Source organism: Nocardia salmonicida, assembly GCF_036142455.1.
In the GTDB taxonomy this organism is placed as follows: domain Bacteria; phylum Actinomycetota; class Actinomycetes; order Mycobacteriales; family Mycobacteriaceae; genus Nocardia; species Nocardia salmonicida.
In genome coordinates, this window is sequence record NZ_CP108014.1 from 789,891 (window position 1) to 807,778 (window position 17,888).

Below are 17,888 nucleotides of genomic sequence, written 5' to 3' on the forward strand. Positions count from 1 at the left end.
ATCGGACTTGACACAATGCTCGGTGTTCGGTGGCCGGATTCCCAGTCGGTGCCGGAGCGTCATCGCTTCCCACTAGACTGAGCCGGTGGATTTCGACAATGGACGGGGAAGTTCGACCCCAGATCGACCCGCCCAGCGGCCGTCGATCGTCTCGAACACCCCCTCGGTGGTGCAGAGTCTGCGCACTCACTCGGGCAGTAATGTGCCCTTCTCCGTGGAGTTCAACCCCCCGCGTGACGCGGCGGGCGAGGCTCGGCTGTGGCGTGCGGTCCGCGAGTTCGAACGCATGCATCCCGCCTTCGTGTCGATGACCTACGGCGCGGGCGGTTCCACGCGCGACCGCACCGTGCGTATCACCGGTGCCCTTGCGCAGGAAACCACCCTGCTCCCGGTCGCCCACCTCACCGCGGTCGGCCACAGCATCGCCGAACTGCGCTCCCTGATCGGCTCCTACGCCGACTCGGGCATCTGCAACGTCCTGGTCCTGCGCGGCGACCCGCCCGGCGACCCACTGGGCGAATGGGCCAAGCACCCCGGCGGTGTCGAATACGCCGAGGAACTGGTTCGCATCGTGCGCGACCTCGGCGATTTCCACGTCGGCGTCGCCTCGTTCCCCCAGGGCCACCACCGCTCGCCCGACCTCGACCACGACACCCACCACCTGGCCGCGAAACTCCGTGCGGGAGCGGAGTATTCGATCACCCAGATGTTCTTCGACGTCGAGCACTACCTGCGCCTGCGTGACCGCGTGATCGCCATGGACCCCATCGAGGGCGCCAAGCCGATCATCCCCGAGTTGATGCCCATCACCTCCCTGCGCACCGTCGCCCGCGCCGAAGAACTCAGCGGCCGCCCCGTCCCCGCCGACGTCGTAGCCCGCCTCACCCGTGCGGCAGGCACCGGCCCGGAGGAAGACCGCGCCGCGGTCCGCGCCGAAGGCATCCAGATCGCCACCGAAATGGCCCAACGCCTCACCGACGAAGGCGCCCCCTGCCTCCACTTCATCACCCTGAACTTCGCCAAAGCCACCAGCGAAGTCCTCACCAACCTCGGCTACGGAGTAACCGCCGCCCCGCTCAGCGCGTAGGAGCAGTGCTCACCGCGTGACGGCGAGGTCGTTCCAGGTTCGTTCCCAGCGGCGGGTCATCGCGGGGTAGACGATGCCGTAGCGGAAGGGCTTGATCAGGGCCATGTAGAAGCGGCCGAACCAGCCGTTGGGCTTCACCAGGACGGCCATTTGCAGGTGGTAGCCGGTGGTGTCGGGGACCCAGCCGAGGTGCATGATGCCGTGCATCGTGCCGTTGGCGATTTCGGCGGCGTATTCGTGGTCGAGGACGTAGAGGGCGGTGAGGGGGCTGTCGTCGGCGGGGACGTCGGTGTCGCGGAGGTCGGCGGGGAGGCGGTCGCGGAGGGAGGCGACTCGGGTGCCGGTGCCCGCGTCTTCGCGGTCCCAGCCGAACAGTTCGCCCAGCTTCCAGCGGATCTCGAACAGCAGGCCGCTGACGCCGGTGGACTCGGAGGCGCGGTCGGCCTGGAGGGCGGCTAGCAGGGCAGGGAAGTCGTCGGGGCCGCCGCCTGGAGTGCGGAACTGCCAGATGTCCTCGACGTCGAAGTCGGGGGCGATCTCGTGGATGCGCCAGGGTTGGTCGGTGTGGGCCGATTCGGGTAGTCGCATTGCGGAACCTCCATGTGTACGGCTGCGTATAACTCGAGAATACCGCTGATATACGCCTACGTATAGAAGGTGGAGGTGTGACGGACGCGGGCTTGACGAGCGCGGGGGCGCGGCATGAGTCCGCGGCCCCCGCGCTCTCGGTGGTGCTACTCCTGCCGTGCGGGTTCGACGAAGGCTGTAGTGGCCAACGCGAGGACGAGCAGGCCCGCGCACAGGTAGCTCGCCACCTCGATACCCGCGGCCATGGCTGCACGACCCGCTTCCGCGACGGGCAGTGTGTGCGGATTCTCGGCGAGAGCTCCGATCGCCGCGCCCGCGCTGTCGGTGACGGTCGACTCCAGTTGCCGCACCTCGGATTCGGGCAAGCCATCATCGGTCAGTCGTTCGCGCAGGCCGGTGCCGACCGTGCTGAAGTACACGGTGGTGAGGACCGCGATGCCCAATGCTGAGCCGAGTTCCCTTGCCGCGCTTTGAATTCCCGAGCCCTGACCCGCGCTCTCGCCCGGCACGTCGGCGAGCACGATATTGGTGACCTGGGCGGTAGCGAAGCCGACGCCGATGCCGTAGACGAACAGCGCGAGCGCGATCGACCACCAACTGCTGTTCGCCGCGGCGAACAAGCCGAGCATCGCCAGCCCGGCCGCTTCCAGCGCCAAGCCGATCCTGACCTGCCCCAAGGCCGAGACCGAGGCTGCCAGCGAGAAACTCGCGCCACTGGCGACGAAACTGCCGATCGCGAGTGGCATCAGGGCGAGCCCCGCTTGCAGTGCGGTGTAGTCGAGGGCGAATTGCATCCACAGTGGCAGGACTGCGATGATGCCGAACTCGCCGACGCCGACGATCAGCGTCACCACATTGCCCCTGCGGAACGAATCGATCGAGAACAGCCGCACATCGACCAGCGGCTGCCCATCGGCCCGACCGAGCATCGCCTGCCTGCGCCAGAAGAGCCCGAGGACGAGCGCGGCGCCGACGAACGCGACGAGAACCGGTGAAGGCCCACTGCGCCAGACGAATTCACCGATGTTCAACGGCTCGGCGACGACCAGCCAGCCATAGTGCCGTCCCTCGATCATGGCGAAGGCGAGCAGGCCGAGGCCGAGCGCGGACTGGGCAGCCCCGAGCCAATCGACGCGACCGGCGTTCCTCGGTGCGGCGGGAAGGTAGGTCAGCACGGCCACCATGATCAGCGCGACCGCCGGGATATTGATGCCGAAGGCCCACCGCCAGGAGAAGTCGGCGAGCCAGCCGCCGAGCAACGGGCCGACCGCCGCGGCCGCGCCGATCGTGGATCCCCAGATCGCGAAGGCCTGCCCGCGAGCCTTTCCGGTGAATGCCGCGTTCACCAGGGCGAGTGAGGTCGGCAGGATCATCGCCCCGCCGATGCCCTGCAGGAAACGGGCCGCGATGAGCAGGCCGCCGCTCGGTGCGAGCGCGGCGAGCAGGCTCGTGGCGCCGAAGACCACCAGTCCGATCAGGAACAGCCTGCGTGCGCCGTAGAGGTCACTGAGCCGACCGGCGACCAGCAGTAGCGCCGCGAAGACGATCGCGTACGACTCCTGGATCCATTGCGCCTGAATCGAGGTGATCGCCAGATCCTCGACGATCGGCGCGAGGATCACGTTCACGATCGTCAGGTCGACCACGATCAACGCGACGCCGAGCGAGACGGCGATCAGCCCCAGCCACAAGCGCAGCGGTGGAGTCTCGGTTTCTGTCCGCACAATACCTCCGTCATAAAGTTACTTTACGATGAAGGTAAATGTCGGGCGGTAAGTTGTCAATCGGGCGGTCGACGAGAGGACGAGATGGTGGAGCAGACATCCGGCGATGTCGTGATGCGGCGGCAGCGACTGGCCGCGGGGCTCATCGACTACGGCAAGAGCTTCACCGAACTGGGCCGCCGATTCGCGGAATCGCTCGGCGTGCACACCACCGACGCCTTCGCGCTGATGGAGATCGCCGCCGCCGAACATGCCGCGCGGCCGCTGTCTCCCGCGCTGCTGAGCAAGCGGATCACCCTGACGTCAGGGGCGATGACGACCCTGTTGAACCGGCTGGAGCAGGCCGGCTACATCACCCGCAGCCGCGAGCACACCGATCGGCGGGTCGTGACCTTGCGGTGCAGCGAAAACGCTCGACGGTTGGCCGACGAGTACTTCCACCCGGTCAATGCCGAGCACGACGCGATCCTGGCCGAATACGAGCCCGCCCAGCTCGCGGAGTTCGAGCGTTTGCTCGGGCGATTGCGCACGGCGATGGACAGACAACACGAGGGCGCCCCGTAGTCGAGTCGACATCGCGGGGCGCCCTCATCGGTATGGGCAGGTCGGCGTGGTCAGGCGGCGCGGGCGGCTCGCTGTCCCCACGCCTCGGCCAGCAGACGGTGGGATTCGAGGCGGTCGGCGTGGTCGTGGGTGATGGTGGTGATCAGCAGTTCGTCTGCGCCGGTGACCTTTTGGAGGGCATCGAGCCGCTCGACCACCGTGGTGGGCGAGCCGACGATCTGGGACGCCAGGCGGTCGGCGACGAGGCGCAGCTGGTCGGGGGTGAGCGGGGACGCCGTCGCGGGGTCGAGGTATTCGGTGGCGCCTCCGCTGCGGATGCTGTGCACCCAGTGCCCGTAGCTGCTCGCGTGATGGCCTGCGGTGTCGTCATCGGCGGCGACGACCACATCCGCCGACACGATGACGCGCGGTTCGGCCAGTTGCTCCGATGGTCGGAACGCCGCCCGATACGCCGCGACCGCGTCCAGCGCGGTGCCCGGCGCGACGTGGTAAGCCGCCGCGAACGGCAACCCCGATTTGCCCGCCAGCTCGGCACTTTCGCCCGCCGAACTACCGAACAACCACAGCTCGGCATCGATGCCCTCACCCGGAACCGCGTGCAGTTCCACCCCCTTGGGGGTGAAGTAGCGGCCCTCGATCAGCGCTTGCACCTCGGCCACCTGGTCCGCGAAGTCCAGCGACTCCGCACCGGGCTGCTGCAGCGCCTCGGCTGAGGCGAGGAACTTCGTGCGGTCGGTGACCCGGCGCGGATCGAACGGCGGGGGAACCACGACGCCGTCACGGATCTCGGTGCGGCCGGTCACCGCGTCGAGCACCGGACGTCCGCCCCTCGTGGTCGCGGTCTCGGCGCCGAACTGGCTGCGTCGATGTCCTGACCGGCCCAGGCCCAGATCGAGTCGTCCCGGATACAGCGCGTCGACGGTGCCGAACGCCTCCACGATCGAGGCGGACGTGTGATGGCCCACTTGCACCGCGCCGGTCCCGACCCGGATGCGCGAGGTGGCCGCGGCGACCAAGCCGAGCAGCGTCAGCGACGACGAACTCGCCACCGACACGAAATGGTGTTCGGCCAACCAGTATCGGTGATATCCCCACTGTTCGGCGTGCTGGGCGAGATCGACGGTATTGCGCAATGCCTGTGCGGCACTCGACCCTTCGCTGATCGGCGACAGATCGAGGATCGACAGCGGAACGCTCATAGCTTCGGATCCTGTTCTCCCGCTTCGATCGCCACGCGCAGCCTGTTCTCGCGTGGCGCCACCGGGCAGGTGGCGAAATCGGTGAACGCGCACGGTAGGTTCACCGCCCGGTTGAAGTCGAGGGTGACGGTGCCGTCGGCCTCGACCGCTCCGACGGCGAGCGAACGGGCGGCCGGGTAGGTGGTGACGCCGCTGGTGGCGTCGGTGAACAGCACTTTCAGATCGGCGGGGTTGCCGAAGGCGAGCAGCGCTTCGTGGCTGTCGCCGATCGTGAATTCGATGATCCCCGCGGCGCTGTGCTGGTGCTCGAGCCCGTCCACCACGGCGCCCGTGGTGATGGTGCGTGCCTGCTCGAACGCGGTGAAACGCCCGGTCACGACCCAGCGCGGGTCGGCCGGATAGGCCGAGACCCCGGTGAACGCGGTCAGCGTCGCAGCGGCCGGATCGTGCACGCGCACCGCGTACTTCCCGGAGCGGCGGATCACCTCGAGAACCCTCGACTCGTTGAGCACGCTCACCCCCGGCGCGCCCTCCACGGGGACCACTATCTGCACGCCGCCGATCCGCTCGCCGTCGACATCGAGCCGGTCCGCGGGCTGCGCGGTGATGAACACCTTCTCGTCGGTGACCCACCAGGTGCCGGGGACGCCGTCGAGGCGCTCCGGGCTGTCGGTGAGCCAGTGCAGCCCGGCCAGGCTGAGCCACCCGAGCGGATCGCGCAGGCCGTCTTCGCGGGCATGGTGCCAGCGCGCCCAGTCGTCGGCGAATGTCGTGGTGGCGGTCGGGTTCTCGACGGTGATTGTCATGACGCGCGTGCTCCTTCGGCGACGGTGTGGTGGTGGGGGTGACGCAGACCGAGATGGTCGCGCAGAGTGGTGCCGGTGTATTCGGTGCGGAAACTGCCGCGTTCCTGCAGTTCGGGGACCACCGTGTCGACGAAGTCGTCGAGTCCGGCGGGCGTCAGGTGGGGGACGAGGATGAAACCGTCGGCGGCATCGGACTGCACGTAGCGGTCGATCTGCTCGGCGACCTGGGCCGGCGTGCCGATGAACTGCTGACGGGCGGTGACCTCGATGATCAGTTCGCGGATGCTGAGGTTGCCCGCCTCGGCCTGCTCACGCCACGCTGTCGCCACGGCCAGCGGATCTTTCGCGTGCCTGACCCGGCCTCGGGTGATCTCGGCGGCGGCGTCGGGCTCGACATCGGGCAGCGGGCCGTCGGGGTCGTAGCCGGAAAGGTCACGGCCCCAGACCTGTTCGAGGAAGGCGATGGCGGTCTGCGGGCTCACCTGCTGGTAGCGGATGGCGCGGGCCCGCTCGTTCGCCTCCTCGGTGGTGTCGCCCAGGACGAATGTGGCCGCGGGCAGAACCAAGAGATCGGTGTGTGCGCGACCGTATTTGGCCAGCCGACCTTTGACATCGGCATAGAACTTCTGGCCCGCCTCGAGGGTGCCGTGCCCGGTGAAGATCGCATCGGCGGTCTTCGCGCCGAACTCGCGTCCTTCGTCGGAATCGCCCGCCTGCAGCAACACCGGGTGTCCCTGCGGACTCGGCGGGACGACGAACGGCGCCGCGAAGTCGAATTGCGTACTACGGAACGTGGTCTCGGGAACCTCGCGGGCGAAGACGCCGCGCTCCCGATCGATCACCAGCGAGTCGGTGGGCCAGCTGTCCCACAGCGCCCTGGTCGCGGCGACCACCTGTTCGGCCCGCCGATACCGCTCACCGTGTTCGAGGTAGCCACCGCGCCGGAAGTTCTCCCCGGTGAACGCGTCCGAGGAGGTGACCACGTTCCACGCGGCCCGGCCGCCGGAGAGGTGATCGAGCGAGGCGAACTGCTTGGCCACCTCGAACGGTTCGTTGTAGGTGCTGTTGATGGTGCCCGCCAACCCCAGCCGCTCGGTGACCGCCGCCACCGCGTTGAGCACGGTGAACGTGTCGGGCCTGCCGACCACATCCAGGTCGTGGATCTGTCCGCGATGCTCGCGCAGCCGCAGCCCCTCGGCCAGGAAGAAGAAGTCGAACAGGCCGCGTTCGGCGGTCCGCGCCAGATGTTCGAAGGACGCGAAGTCGACCTGCGACTTCGACGCCGGGTCAGCCCAGACGGTGGTGTTGTTGACGCCGGGGAAATGCGCGGCAAGGCGGACTTGCTTGCGCGGTTTCGAGGTCACAGCGCTGCTCCTGTCGTGGCGTATCGGCTGAGTGGGCGGGGGAGACCGAGGCGGTCACGCAGGGTGCGGGGCGCGCCGGTGTCATGCGGTGCGGCAGCAGGGCGGTGGGCGGCGAGCGCGGTCAGCGTGGCGCGCAGGGCCAGGGGTCGCAGGACTACGCCGTCGGCGATGCCGGACCGCGTGATCTCGCCGAGCAGATCGTCGAGCGCGGCGGCTGTGCCCACATGGTGGAGCAGACCGGTCTCGAGAGGCGGCTGCTCGGTGGCGACGTCGGACCGTGCCGCCCACCGGTCGAGCTCACCTACCGCTGCCCGCGCCTCGTCGGCCGAATCAGCCAGGTGAACAGGCAGATCCAACAGAATCCGCACTGTTTCCGGGTCGCGGCCCGCGGCGGCGACGGCAGCGCGCAGGGCCAGGCGTCGGTCGGTCGCGGTGGCGAGATCGGGCGCGGTGATCCGGATGATGTCGGCGCGGCGAACGGCGACCTCGGTCGACTCGGGGTCGTCGGCGCGGACCGTGACGAGCGGCTGTCCCTGGGGGGATCGCGGGGTGATCGACGGGCCCTTCACCGAGAAGTTGTCACCGGCGAAGTCGATGTAGTGCAGGCGGTCGCGGTCGATGAACCGGCCGGTGGCGACCTCACGGATCTCGGCGTCGTCCTCCCAGCTGTCCCACAATCGGGTCACCACCTCGATCGCTTCGTCGGCCTCGTGCCACAGAGACTCGGGTTGCTGAACCTCTTTGCGGCCGAACGCCTTCGCCTCGACCTGGTCGGTGGACACCGTCACCTCCCAGCCGGCGCGCCCTCGGCTCGCGAAGTCCAGCGCGCTCACCGCCTTCGACACGTGGAACGGCTCGGTGTGGGTGACCGATGCCTGGGGGATCAGGCCGATCCGGTCGGTCGGTGGCGCGGTGCGGGCGGCGATCGCGACGGCGTCGAGTCGGCCGCGGGTCACGGCCGCGCCGCCCTCCTGGATGGCGAACGAGTCGGGCAGGAAGACCGCGTCGAACCCGAGTTGCTCGGCCGACGACACCACGCCGGTCCAATATCCGGGCGTGAACAGGTCCTCGGCCCCGGAGTCGGCGCGACGCCATGACGCGGGATGGGTTCCGGTCCCCGCGGTTTCGATGCCGAGGAACAGTGCGGGCTCGCTCATCGGGTGATGTCCTTTCCGTCGAGGGGATCGATGCGCACACCCGGTCGCGGGATCGCCGCGAGCAGCTCCCTGGTGTAGGCGTGCTGTGGATCGGTGAACAGGGTCGCGGTCGGCCCGGTTTCGACGATGCGGCCGTGGCGCATCACCGCGACCCGGTCGCTGATGCGGCGCACCACGGCCAGGTCGTGGGAGATGAACAGGTAGCCGAGGGCGAGCTCGGTCTGGAGGCCGTCGAGCAGATCGAGGATCTGCGCCTGCACCGAGGCGTCGAGCGCGGAGACCGGTTCGTCGAGCACGAGCAGGTCGGGGCGCAGGGCCAGCGCGCGGGCGATCGCCACTCGTTGTCGCTGCCCGCCGGACAGTTCGGCGGGCTTGCGGGTGGTGAAATCCGCGGGGAGCGCGACCTGTTCGAGGAGCTCGGCCACTCGTGCGGTGCGGGCGGCGCGGTCACCGACGCCGTAGGCGCGCAAAGGTTCGGCGATGATGTCGGCGACTTCCCAGCGCGGGTCCAGCGAGGAGTACGGGTTCTGATACACCACCTGGAACCGTTTGCGCAGCGCGCGCAGGCGATTGCGGCGGGCACTGCTGAGGTTGTGGCCGTCGAAGGTGACCGTCCCGCTGTCGGCCTCGGTGAGCCGCAGGGCGATCCGCGCGGTCGTCGACTTGCCCGAACCCGATTCACCCACCAGCGCGAGCGTTTCCCCGCGATCGAGGCTGAACTCCACCTCGTCCACGGCGGTGATGGAGCCCGCGCCCGCATGGAATCGCTTGTGCAGGGCATGAACCGACAGCAAAGGTGTTTCCGCTCTGGAACGTAGGGGCCGGAATTCGGTGGGCGAGAGCGCCGGGGACGCGGCGAGCAGACGCTGCGTGTACGGCTGTGCCGGGCGGGTCAGCACCTGTGCGGTAGTGCCGGATTCGACGACCTTGCCCTGTTCGAGAACCACCAGCCGATCGGCCCGTTCGGCGGCAACGGCCAGATCGTGGGTGATCAGCAGCACGGCCGTGCCGCGGGCCGCGATCCGTTCGGCCAGCCGATCCAGCACCTGCCGCGCCACCGTCGCGTCGAGGGCGCTCGTCGGCTCGTCCGCGATGATCAACTCCGGTCCGCACGCCAGCGCGATCGCGATCAACACCCGCTGCCGCTGTCCACCGGACAACTCGTGCGGATACTGCCGTGCCCGCAACTCCGGCTGATCCAGCCCGACTTCCTCCAGCAGATCGAGCGCTCGCAGGCCCGCCCCACGCCGGTCGGCCAGCCGATGCACCAGCAGCGCCTCGGCCACCTGATCACCGACCCGCAGCACCGGATTGAGCGAGAGGCCCGGATCCTGCGGCACGAACCCCACCCGCGCCCCGCGCAGCCGCCGCAAGGCCTTCTCGTCAGCCGGATCGACCCGCTCACCAGCGAATTCGACCTTGCCCGAAACGACCTCCGCCGAATCCCCGAGCAGCCCGATCACCGCGTGCGCCAAGGTCGACTTCCCCGACCCCGACTCGCCGACGAGAGCGACGACCTCTCCGCGCGCCACCTCGATCGACACCCCGCGCAGCGCGGCGACGGGCCCCGCGCCGGTGCGATACGCGATATGCAGATCCTCCACCTGGAGCAAGGGTCCGTCCGTCGCGGAGCGCTGCGTTGCGTTCTTCTTGTCGTTCATCGTTTTTCGGTCCTTCCCGCGAAACGGCCGAGACGCTGGGCCGACAACACCACGGCGACGATGACGAGGCCGGGCAGTGTGGTGAGCCACCAGGCGGAGGCGAGGAAGTTGCGCCCCTCCGAGATCAGCGAACCCCATTCGGGGGTAGGCGGTTTGGTGCCGTAGCCCAGGAAGCTGAGCGACGACACGGCCAGCACCGCCATACCGAATTCGACGGCGGCCAAGGCGAGTACGGGCTGGAAGGAGTTGGGCAGGACGTGGCGGATGAGGACCGCGTACCACCGCACCCCCGATGCGTGCGCGGCCTCGACATAGGGCGCGTGCCGCACCCGCAGCACCTCCGACCGCATCACCCTGGCGAAGTTCGCGATCAGCGAGATGCCGACGGCGACAGCCACATTGCGGGTGCCGAAACCGAGGGCGGTGACCAGGGCGAGCGCCAGCAACAGCGACGGGATGGACAGCAGCACGTCGACGACCCGCATGATCGCGGTGTCGACGATGCCGCCCGTGGCGCCGGACAGCAGCCCGAGCACCGACCCGACCACCAACGCGATCGCGACCGCGGTCAGGGTGGCGGTGAGCGAGAGTCCCGCACCGTGCACCATCCGCGTGTACAGGTCGCGCCCGAGATTGTCGGTGCCGAACCAGTGCGCGGCGCTGGGTGCCTGGAACTTCTCCGCGGGTACCCCGATGAGCGGATCACCGGAGGCGAACACCGATGGCGCCACAGCCCACCCGACGGCGATCACGAGAACGACACCCGAGAGCGCGAGTCCGAGGTGTCCGCGCGTCCAGCGGACAATGTGTGCACCGCGACTGCGGGGCGTGACGCCGGAGGTCGCAACGGGCCGATCAGCCACCACCTCACGTCGCACTAGAACGTCAACCATGCTCGGTCCCTTCGGTGTCGGTGGTGCGAGGCCACCGAGAGGCGGTGGCACCTGTGACCGCCCCGCTGCTGCGCGGCGTTGTCGCGACGTCTGCGGCGGCCACAGACGCCGCGGCGACCGGTAGGGGACTGTCGGCAGGCGCGTCTGCTTGCGCCTCGACCGGACGGCTGCGCCGCGATCCGGTGATGCGTGGATCGAGCAGGGGATAGAGCAGGTCCACCGCCAGATTCACGCCGACGAAGATCAGCGCCGAGAGCAACACCACGCCCTGGACGACGGGAATGTCCTGGTTGAGCACTGATGTCTGGGTGAGTCGGCCGACGCCCGCGCGGGCGAACACCGACTCCACCACCACCGACCCCGCGAGCATCGTGCCGACCAGCACGCCGGCGATCGTGAAGGCGGGCACGCTCGCCAGGCGGGCGATGTGGCGGCGCTGCACCCACCACCGCGAGGCGCCCTTGGCCACCGCCACGTCGGTGAACGGCTGACGCCAGGTCTGTTCCAGACCGGCCGCGAGAACCTGAGCGAGCACCGCTCCGATCGGCAAGGCCAGGGTCAGCGCGGGTAGCAGGGTCCCGCGCACACCGGTCCCGCCGAAGGCTGGGAACCAGTGCAGCCGAAAAGAGAACAGCTGCAGCAGGAGCAGACCGGTCCAGAAGGTCGGCACCGAAACACCCAGTGGCGGTAGAGCGCTCAGGGTGTTGCGCAGCCACGGCCGTCGTGTGTAGGTAGCCGCGAAGGCCAGCGCGGTCCCGCCGATCACCGCGAAAAGGAGTGCGAGAGCCGCCAGCCCGAGCGTGGGCGGTAGCGAATCACCGAGGGCCTCGGTGACGGGTTGACCAGTGTTGATGGACCGGCCCAGATCGCCGGTGACGGCGTTTCCGAGCGCGGTCACGTACTGCTCCCACAGTGGCTTGTCCAGCCCGTAGCGGGCTTGCATCTCCGCCACCGCGGCCTTGTCGACCGGGGTGCCGAGACCGGCGCCGTCGGCCGCCATCGAGACCGGGTCCGAGGGCAGCGCGTACAGCACGAGGAAGGAGATCGTGAACGACGCCCACAGCACCCAGACCGCCTGCAGTACCCGCGAACCCACGTATCGGCCCATGATCAGTGCCCGCTCAGCCAGGTGTCGAAGAACTGCAGCCGCGCCGAGGCTTCGAACTTCAGGTCCTGGGTGTGCCCGGCCGCGCCGATCGCCTGCGACAGTTCGATCGTGGGGAGGTACAGGCCGTTGTCGAGCACCAGCTTCTGCACGGTCGCGAGCAGTTCCTTGCGAGCCGCGGGGTCGTTGGTGGCCAGCTGCTTGTCCAGGGCGTCGTCCAGAGCCGGAATCGGGCCGCGCACGCTGAGATTGCGACCGGTCAGCGAGAACGAGGTACGCAGGATGTCACCATCGGCGCGAGTGGAATTGCCGTAGAAGGAGTCGTAGTCCTTGGAGTTCATCTTCGCGGTGCTCTCGGGTCCGGAGACCAGGTCGAGCTTCAGATCTACCCCGACTTGGCGCAGCTGCTGCTGAGCCAGTTCCAGAATCGCCTGGTTGCCCGCGAACACCTGGCTGAAGGTCACCGAGAAGCTCAGGCGCTCACCGTTCTTGGCGCGGATACCGTCGCCGCCGGGCACCCAGCCCGCCTGGTCGAGGGCGGCCTTGGCCTTGGCCGGGTCGTAGGCGAGCCGGGCCGACTGATCCAGGTAGTCAGGCGTGGCCGAGGCCAGGCTGCCGGTCGCGTACTTGAACTGCGGGCCCAGCACGGTGTCGACGAGCTGCTTACGATCGAGGGCGGTCAGCAGAGCCAGACGGACGGCCTGGTCACGCAGCGGACCACGAGTCACATTGAGCTGGAAGCCGAACGGGGTTCCCGGGTTGGAGGTGGACAGCACCCGCCCGCCCGCGGCCTCGATCTGCGGCGCGTCCTGCGGCAGCGCGTCACTGACCGCATCGAGCTGACCCGACGACAGGCTGCCCGTTCGCACACCCGATTCCGGGACCACGGTGAACTCGATCTTGTCCAGGTACGCCTCGCCCTGGTGCCCGAAAACGGCCGAGCCCCAGTTGTAGCCTGCCCGCTTGGCCAGCGTGGCCGAGGAGTCCTGCTTCCAGCTGGTGTAGGTGAACGGTCCGCTGCCGATGTTGTCGCCCGCGCACCGCGCCTCGGCGGGCTTGGCGTTGGTGGACTGGGCGAGGATGCCCAGCTGCGGAGTCGAGGTGGCCTGCAGGAACTGTGCGTTCGGCTGGCTGAATTCGACACGGGCGGTGAGCTTGTCGACGGCGGTGGTGCCGACGTAGTTGGTGAGATAGCTGACGCCGAGCGCGGCCTTCGCCCCGCCGAGCTTGATCGTCGAGTCGAAGGTATCGCGCACCGAGTCCGCGGTGAGCGGAGTGCCGTCGCTGAAGGTCACGCCGTCGGCGAGCTTGAACGTGAACACCTTCGCGTCCGGGCTGACCTCCCAGCTCTTGGCCAACCAGGGTGTGATCGCGCCGGTCTTCGGGTCCTGATCGGTGAGCGAGTCGACGATCTGGCGAGCGACATAGATGGTCTGATTGCTGGCCGACTGAGCCGGATCCGAGCAGGTCGGGGCCTGCGAGAGGCCGTAGCGCAGCGTGCCGCCGGGCTGCGGCGGTCCGGCCTGACCTCCCGAGCCGCCGGAGTCGCTGCCGCACGCGACCACCGTGGTGACGGCGGCCAGTGCGCCGGCGAGGGCGGCAATGCGATGACGGGGACGGATCACGAGGTAACTCCAGAGAATTCACGGCCGGTGGCCAGGGGACGGCTGGGGATGCGGCGGCGCAGTTCGGGCGCCACCTCGGCCTGGAACAGTTCGAGACTGTCCAGGTATCGGTTTTCGGTGCGGCCGTCACGTTCGGCGGACAGGTGGATGACCTCGTGCCCGAACTGCTCGTGATAGCGGCCGACCTTGTCGATCACCTGCTCCGGGCTGCCGACCAAGGCCGACGAGCGGGCGACGAAGTCCTCGATGGTCTCGAACACGACCGGATTGCCGATCTTGCGCTGCAAGGAGGTGCGGGCCTCGTAGAGCGGCCGGTACACCTCGACGGCTTCTTGCGAGGTGCGCGCGACGTGGAAGCCCGCGGTGCCCGCGCCGACCAGTGCATCGGCCGGGTCGTGACCGTGGTGCGCCCACTGCTCGCGGTAGTGGCGGATCAGTTCGGCGTACGGCTCGATCGGATTGGTGACATTGGCCGAGAACACCGGATCACCGTGGCGGGCGGCCAGTTCCACCGATTCCTTGCTCGTCGCGCTGCCGTGCCAGATCCGCAATCGCGGCTGTAGCGGTCGCGGCAGGGCCTTGGCGGCGGTGAGCGAGGGCCGGAACTGTCCCGACCACGTCACTTCGTCGCTGTCCCACAGCTTCCGGAACAGTTCGTACCCTTCACGATTGCGGTCCCACTGATCCTCGGTGGTGACGTGATAGAGCTGTGCCTGTGCCGCGCCGTTACCCTTGCCGATGATCAGTTCGAGCCTGCCCTCGGACAGGTTGTCCAGGGTGGAATAGTCCTCGAACGCGCGCACCGGATCGAGCAGGCTCAAGGTGGTGACCGCGGTGAACAGGCTGATCCGCGAGGTGAGGGCCGCGATATGGCTCAGCACCACCGGGGGAGCGGCGGACAGGAACGGATCCTCGTGCCGCTCACCGACGGCGAAACCGTCGTAGCCGAATTCCTCGGCGCGCCTTGCCTGTTCGATCACCTCGTGCAGACGATCGCGGGTCGTCGGCACCACGCCGGTGACCGGATCGGGTACCCGGGTGATCAGCGTCATCAGCAGGAATTTCATGCGCCGACTCCCCGCTCGTCGAATGTCCTCATGCGGCGGGCTTCTTCGGCAGACCGGGCGGGTTGATCCGCGACTCGGTGACCTTCTCCGAATCCAGGCCCCAGCGGTCGAGGATCTTCTGGTAGCTGCCGTCGGCGATCGCGTGCTGCAGCGCCTTGTGGATCGGGCCGATCAGGCCGTTGTCCTTCTTGGTGAGCGCCGCGATCTCGCCCTGCAGCTGCTCACCCGCGCCCGAGAACGTGGCGATGATCTTGCCGTCGCTGGTGGCGGAGTGGTACACAGCCGCGGGGTTCGGGCCGATGTAGCCGTCGATGCGCTTGGAAGCCAGCGCCAGGTAGTAGTCGGTGCTCTGCTGGTAGTAGGCGATGTCGACCGGGGGCAGACCCTCGGCGATGTTCTTCTCGTTCCAGCTCACCAGCAGCTGTTCCTGGTTGGTGCCCGCGCCGATCCCGATCCGCTTGCCCGCCAGGCTCTTGCGGTCGGTGTAGGTCAGCGGGCTGTCCTTCGGGACCTCGAGGGCGACGGTGTCGGTGCGGTAGGTGGCGAAGTCGTACTTCTCCTTGCGCTCCTCGGTGACGGTCACGTTCGAGATGAACGCGTCCACCTCACCGGAATCCACGCGCACGAAGTTCTGCGACCAGTCCGCCACCTGGATGTCGAGCTTCAGGCCCAGGATGTCGGCCACCAGGGTGGCGAAGTCGACCTCGGAGCCGATGACGGTCCGGTCGTCGGTGGCGTAGAACCGCAGCGGCGGCACGGAACCGGCGGGACCGGTCACCACCAGCGTGCCGCGGTCGCGGATGGCCTTGGGCACCTCGGCGGCGATCGCGTCGACCTTGGCGGCGCGCACCCTGCCCTCCTGGGCGGGGGACAGGTCGTAGGTGACCGCACCGGCCTGCACGGTGTCGGCGGCCTCTGGATCGGCGGTGCAGCCGGTCGTCAGCAGGGTGGCTGCCGCGACGATGCCGATCAGTGTGGAGAGCTTCATCAGTGTCGAAACCTGTTCGTGGGAGGGAATGATCAGCGCACGCGCGACAGGAATGCCTGCGTGCGTGGATGTGTCGGTTGGTCGAGAACGGTGGCCGCCGGGCCCCGTTCGACGATCTGTCCTTCGTCGAGGAACACCACGGTGTCGGCGACCTCACGGGCGAAACCGATTTCGTGGGTGACGATCACCAGGGCGGTGCCGCTGTGCGCGAGATCGCGGATCACCGCGAGGACCTCGCCCACCAGTTCCGGGTCGAGCGCGGAGGTGGGCTCGTCGAACAGGATCAGCCGTGGCTTCAAGGCGAGCGCCCGCGCGATGGCCACGCGCTGCTGCTGACCGCCGGAGAGCCGCCGGGGGTAGGCGTCGACGAAATCGGCCAGGCCCACCCGATCCAGGAGCTGTTTCGCCTCGGCGACCACCTCGTCGCGCGGGCGGCGCTGTGCCGAGATCGGGGCGAGCACCACATTGTCGAGCACGGTGAGATGCGGGAACAGGTTGAACTGCTGGAACACGAAGCCGATGTGGCTGCGCTGGGCGCGCACCGCGTGGTCGGGCAGCGAACGCAGGATGTTGCCACGTTGCCGGTAGCCGATCAGCTCACCGTCGACGTGCACCGTGCCCGCGTCCTGCGCTTCCAGATGATTGAGCACCCGCAACAGGGTGGACTTGCCCGAGCCGGACGGTCCGATCACGGCGACCACCTCGCCGGTGTCCACCGCCAGATCCACGCCGCGCAGCACCTCGGTGCCGTTGTAGGACTTGCGGATTCCGCGCGCCAGCACCGCTGCGGTCATCGGGTTGCTCCTCGGGGTGCGGCCGCACCGGCGGCGATCTCGGTGACCTTGGCGCGGACCCGCTGCCACGGTGTCGGCGGCACCTCACGGTGCGCGCCCTTGGCGTAGTGGCGTTCGATGTAGTACTGGACGATCGACAGCCCCGTGGTGAGCACGATGTACCAGACGGTCGCCACCATGAGCAGCGGCACCACTCGGCCGTTGCGGCCGAAGATCACCTGGACCTGGTAGAAGAGCTCCGCGATCGCCATCACCGACACGATCGAGGTGCCCTTGAACAGGCTGATCACCTCGTTGGCCGCGTTCGGCAGAATCGAGCGCATCGCCTGCGGCAACACGATCGTGCGGAACTGCCGCCAGCGCGGAATGCCCAGCGCGGCGGCCGCTTCCAGCTGACCGTCGTCCACGGCGAGCAGACCCGCCCGGATCAGTTCGGCCGAGTATGCCGCCTGATGCAGGGCCAGACCGATCACCGCCGCGGTGAAACCACTGATGACGCCGTTGACTTCGAAATCGAAGAAGGCCGGTCCGAACGGAATGCCCACCGACAGTCGGGGATACAGGTAGGCGATGTTGAACCAGAACAGCAGCTGCACGATCAGCGGGATCGAACGGAACGCCCAGATGTAGGTCCACGCGATCACCCGCAGTACCGGATTGTTCGACACCCGCCCGATCGCCAGCAGCGTGCCGAGTACGAAACCGAGAACGGTGCCCCACAGGGTCAGTTCGATGGTCACCCGGAGCGCGGACATCACCGACTTCGCGGTGAAGTACTGGGCGAAAGTGCCCCAGTCCCAGCCCGGATTGGTGATCAGACCGTGCGCGAACTGGGCTACCACCAGCAGCGCGACCGCCCCGACGACCCAACGCCACGGGTGCCACGATCCGGCGATCCGGGGGAGATCCTCGGACGCCTTGTCGGCGGATTCCGGCTCAGTAGGGGGAGCGTCGCCGGGCGGTAAGGGCGCGGTCTCTGCGCCGGATACGGCAGACGCGGTCATGGGAGTCCTTCGGAAAACAGTGGAACGAGGCACGGTGACCTCCACCCGGCCAGCGACGGGTTCGCGATCTGGCGGCGCTCAGACCCGACACGCCGTCGCTGTCACCCGGCACTGGTCGATATGTCGGCGGCGGTAGCCCACGTTCAGCACGAAAATCTCCTCCATCGATCCCGGCAGAAGCACCCACACCCCGAAACGGGCGGGTTGCTGCGACGTCATCGAGCCAGGTCTCTCGGTCGCTCTGGATGGTTGCGCCCCGGGT

General features: G+C 68.4%; 16 protein-coding genes and 1 riboswitch. Of the genes, 2 read left to right on the top strand and 14 right to left on the bottom strand.

Annotated features, from left to right (window positions below; translation table 11 throughout):
• The first annotated feature begins 85 nt into the window (after positions 1 to 85).
• A complete protein-coding gene (locus tag OHS03_RS03940; protein WP_393287179.1) occupies positions 86 to 1,087 on the top strand; it encodes a methylenetetrahydrofolate reductase in 1,002 nt (333 codons plus the stop codon).
• Positions 1,088 to 1,096: 9 nt separating this feature from the next.
• Here OHS03_RS03940 and OHS03_RS03945 read toward each other — a convergent pair whose 3' ends face one another.
• Positions 1,097 to 1,675 (bottom strand): DUF2867 domain-containing protein, encoded by a 579-nt coding sequence (locus OHS03_RS03945; RefSeq protein WP_328660849.1) that lies wholly within the window; start codon positions 1,673 to 1,675, stop codon positions 1,097 to 1,099.
• A gap of 146 nt (positions 1,676 to 1,821) precedes the next feature.
• Entirely contained in the window at positions 1,822 to 3,399 is a 1,578-nt protein-coding gene (locus tag OHS03_RS03950; protein ID WP_328660851.1) for a DHA2 family efflux MFS transporter permease subunit, read from the bottom strand.
• An 87-nt stretch (positions 3,400 to 3,486) separates the two neighbouring features.
• Between OHS03_RS03950 and OHS03_RS03955 the strand changes: the two genes are divergently transcribed.
• Complete coding sequence (locus tag OHS03_RS03955; RefSeq protein WP_328660853.1) at positions 3,487 to 3,963, top strand: MarR family winged helix-turn-helix transcriptional regulator; 477 nt, start codon at positions 3,487 to 3,489, stop codon at positions 3,961 to 3,963.
• Positions 3,964 to 4,013: 50 nt separating this feature from the next.
• Here OHS03_RS03955 and OHS03_RS03960 read toward each other — a convergent pair whose 3' ends face one another.
• The 12 genes from OHS03_RS03960 to OHS03_RS04015 are packed head-to-tail and all read right to left on the bottom strand — an operon-like array spanning position 4,014 to position 17,626.
• Positions 4,014 to 5,162, bottom strand: coding sequence for an LLM class flavin-dependent oxidoreductase (locus OHS03_RS03960; RefSeq protein WP_328660855.1), 1,149 nt, complete (start codon positions 5,160 to 5,162; stop codon positions 4,014 to 4,016).
• The gene (locus OHS03_RS03965; RefSeq protein WP_328660856.1) at positions 5,159 to 5,968 is read right to left on the bottom strand and encodes a DUF1684 domain-containing protein; all 810 of its coding nucleotides are present in this window, start codon (positions 5,966 to 5,968) and stop codon (positions 5,159 to 5,161) included. Before OHS03_RS03965 ends, OHS03_RS03960 begins: the two co-directional genes overlap by 4 nt.
• Positions 5,965 to 7,332: an NtaA/DmoA family FMN-dependent monooxygenase gene (locus OHS03_RS03970; protein ID WP_328660858.1), complete on the bottom strand. Its 1,368-nt coding sequence runs from the start codon at positions 7,330 to 7,332 to the stop codon at positions 5,965 to 5,967. The genes OHS03_RS03965 and OHS03_RS03970 overlap by 4 nt, the downstream gene beginning before the upstream one ends.
• Complete coding sequence (locus OHS03_RS03975; protein WP_328660861.1) at positions 7,329 to 8,489, bottom strand: LLM class flavin-dependent oxidoreductase; 1,161 nt, start codon at positions 8,487 to 8,489, stop codon at positions 7,329 to 7,331. The genes OHS03_RS03970 and OHS03_RS03975 overlap by 4 nt, the downstream gene beginning before the upstream one ends.
• A complete protein-coding gene (locus tag OHS03_RS03980; protein ID WP_328660863.1) occupies positions 8,486 to 10,150 on the bottom strand; it encodes a dipeptide ABC transporter ATP-binding protein in 1,665 nt (554 codons plus the stop codon). Before OHS03_RS03980 ends, OHS03_RS03975 begins: the two co-directional genes overlap by 4 nt.
• Positions 10,147 to 11,043 (bottom strand): ABC transporter permease, encoded by an 897-nt coding sequence (locus tag OHS03_RS03985; protein ID WP_328660865.1) that lies wholly within the window; start codon positions 11,041 to 11,043, stop codon positions 10,147 to 10,149. The genes OHS03_RS03980 and OHS03_RS03985 overlap by 4 nt, the downstream gene beginning before the upstream one ends.
• Positions 11,036 to 12,151 (bottom strand): ABC transporter permease, encoded by a 1,116-nt coding sequence (locus OHS03_RS03990; RefSeq protein WP_328660867.1) that lies wholly within the window; start codon positions 12,149 to 12,151, stop codon positions 11,036 to 11,038. Before OHS03_RS03990 ends, OHS03_RS03985 begins: the two co-directional genes overlap by 8 nt.
• Positions 12,152 to 12,153: 2 nt before the next feature.
• Positions 12,154 to 13,773, bottom strand: coding sequence for an ABC transporter substrate-binding protein (locus OHS03_RS03995; protein WP_328660869.1), 1,620 nt, complete (start codon positions 13,771 to 13,773; stop codon positions 12,154 to 12,156).
• Positions 13,770 to 14,840, bottom strand: coding sequence for an LLM class flavin-dependent oxidoreductase (locus OHS03_RS04000; RefSeq protein ID WP_328660871.1), 1,071 nt, complete (start codon positions 14,838 to 14,840; stop codon positions 13,770 to 13,772). Before OHS03_RS04000 ends, OHS03_RS03995 begins: the two co-directional genes overlap by 4 nt.
• 28 nt (positions 14,841 to 14,868) lie before the next feature.
• Positions 14,869 to 15,828: an ABC transporter substrate-binding protein gene (locus OHS03_RS04005; RefSeq protein ID WP_328660873.1), complete on the bottom strand. Its 960-nt coding sequence runs from the start codon at positions 15,826 to 15,828 to the stop codon at positions 14,869 to 14,871.
• Between the two features lie 32 nt (positions 15,829 to 15,860).
• Entirely contained in the window at positions 15,861 to 16,622 is a 762-nt protein-coding gene (locus OHS03_RS04010; protein WP_328660874.1) for an amino acid ABC transporter ATP-binding protein, read from the bottom strand.
• A complete protein-coding gene (locus OHS03_RS04015) occupies positions 16,619 to 17,626 on the bottom strand; it encodes an amino acid ABC transporter permease (protein WP_328660877.1) in 1,008 nt (335 codons plus the stop codon). The genes OHS03_RS04010 and OHS03_RS04015 overlap by 4 nt, the downstream gene beginning before the upstream one ends.
• A gap of 158 nt (positions 17,627 to 17,784) precedes the next feature.
• Positions 17,785 to 17,878, bottom strand: a riboswitch (SAM riboswitch).
• Positions 17,879 to 17,888: the final 10 nt, after the last annotated feature.

Bases quoted from the DNA above. Each gene is read 5' to 3' on its own strand.
- OHS03_RS03945 (WP_328660849.1), bottom strand. From the start codon at position 1,675: ATGCGACTACCCGAATCGGCCCACACCGACCAACCCTGGCGCATCCAC.
- OHS03_RS03960 (WP_328660855.1), bottom strand. From the start codon at position 5,162: ATGAGCGTTCCGCTGTCGATCCTCGATCTGTCGCCGATCAGCGAAGGG.
- OHS03_RS03965 (WP_328660856.1), bottom strand. From the start codon at position 5,968: ATGACAATCACCGTCGAGAACCCGACCGCCACCACGACATTCGCCGAC.
- OHS03_RS03975 (WP_328660861.1), bottom strand. From the start codon at position 8,489: ATGAGCGAGCCCGCACTGTTCCTCGGCATCGAAACCGCGGGGACCGGA.
- OHS03_RS03980 (WP_328660863.1), bottom strand. From the start codon at position 10,150: ATGAACGACAAGAAGAACGCAACGCAGCGCTCCGCGACGGACGGACCC.
- OHS03_RS03985 (WP_328660865.1), bottom strand. From the start codon at position 11,043: ATGGTTGACGTTCTAGTGCGACGTGAGGTGGTGGCTGATCGGCCCGTT.
- OHS03_RS03990 (WP_328660867.1), bottom strand. From the start codon at position 12,151: ATGGGCCGATACGTGGGTTCGCGGGTACTGCAGGCGGTCTGGGTGCTG.
- OHS03_RS04000 (WP_328660871.1), bottom strand. From the start codon at position 14,840: ATGAAATTCCTGCTGATGACGCTGATCACCCGGGTACCCGATCCGGTC.
- OHS03_RS04005 (WP_328660873.1), bottom strand. From the start codon at position 15,828: ATGAAGCTCTCCACACTGATCGGCATCGTCGCGGCAGCCACCCTGCTG.
- OHS03_RS04010 (WP_328660874.1), bottom strand. From the start codon at position 16,622: ATGACCGCAGCGGTGCTGGCGCGCGGAATCCGCAAGTCCTACAACGGC.
- OHS03_RS04015 (WP_328660877.1), bottom strand. From the start codon at position 17,626: ATGACCGCGTCTGCCGTATCCGGCGCAGAGACCGCGCCCTTACCGCCC.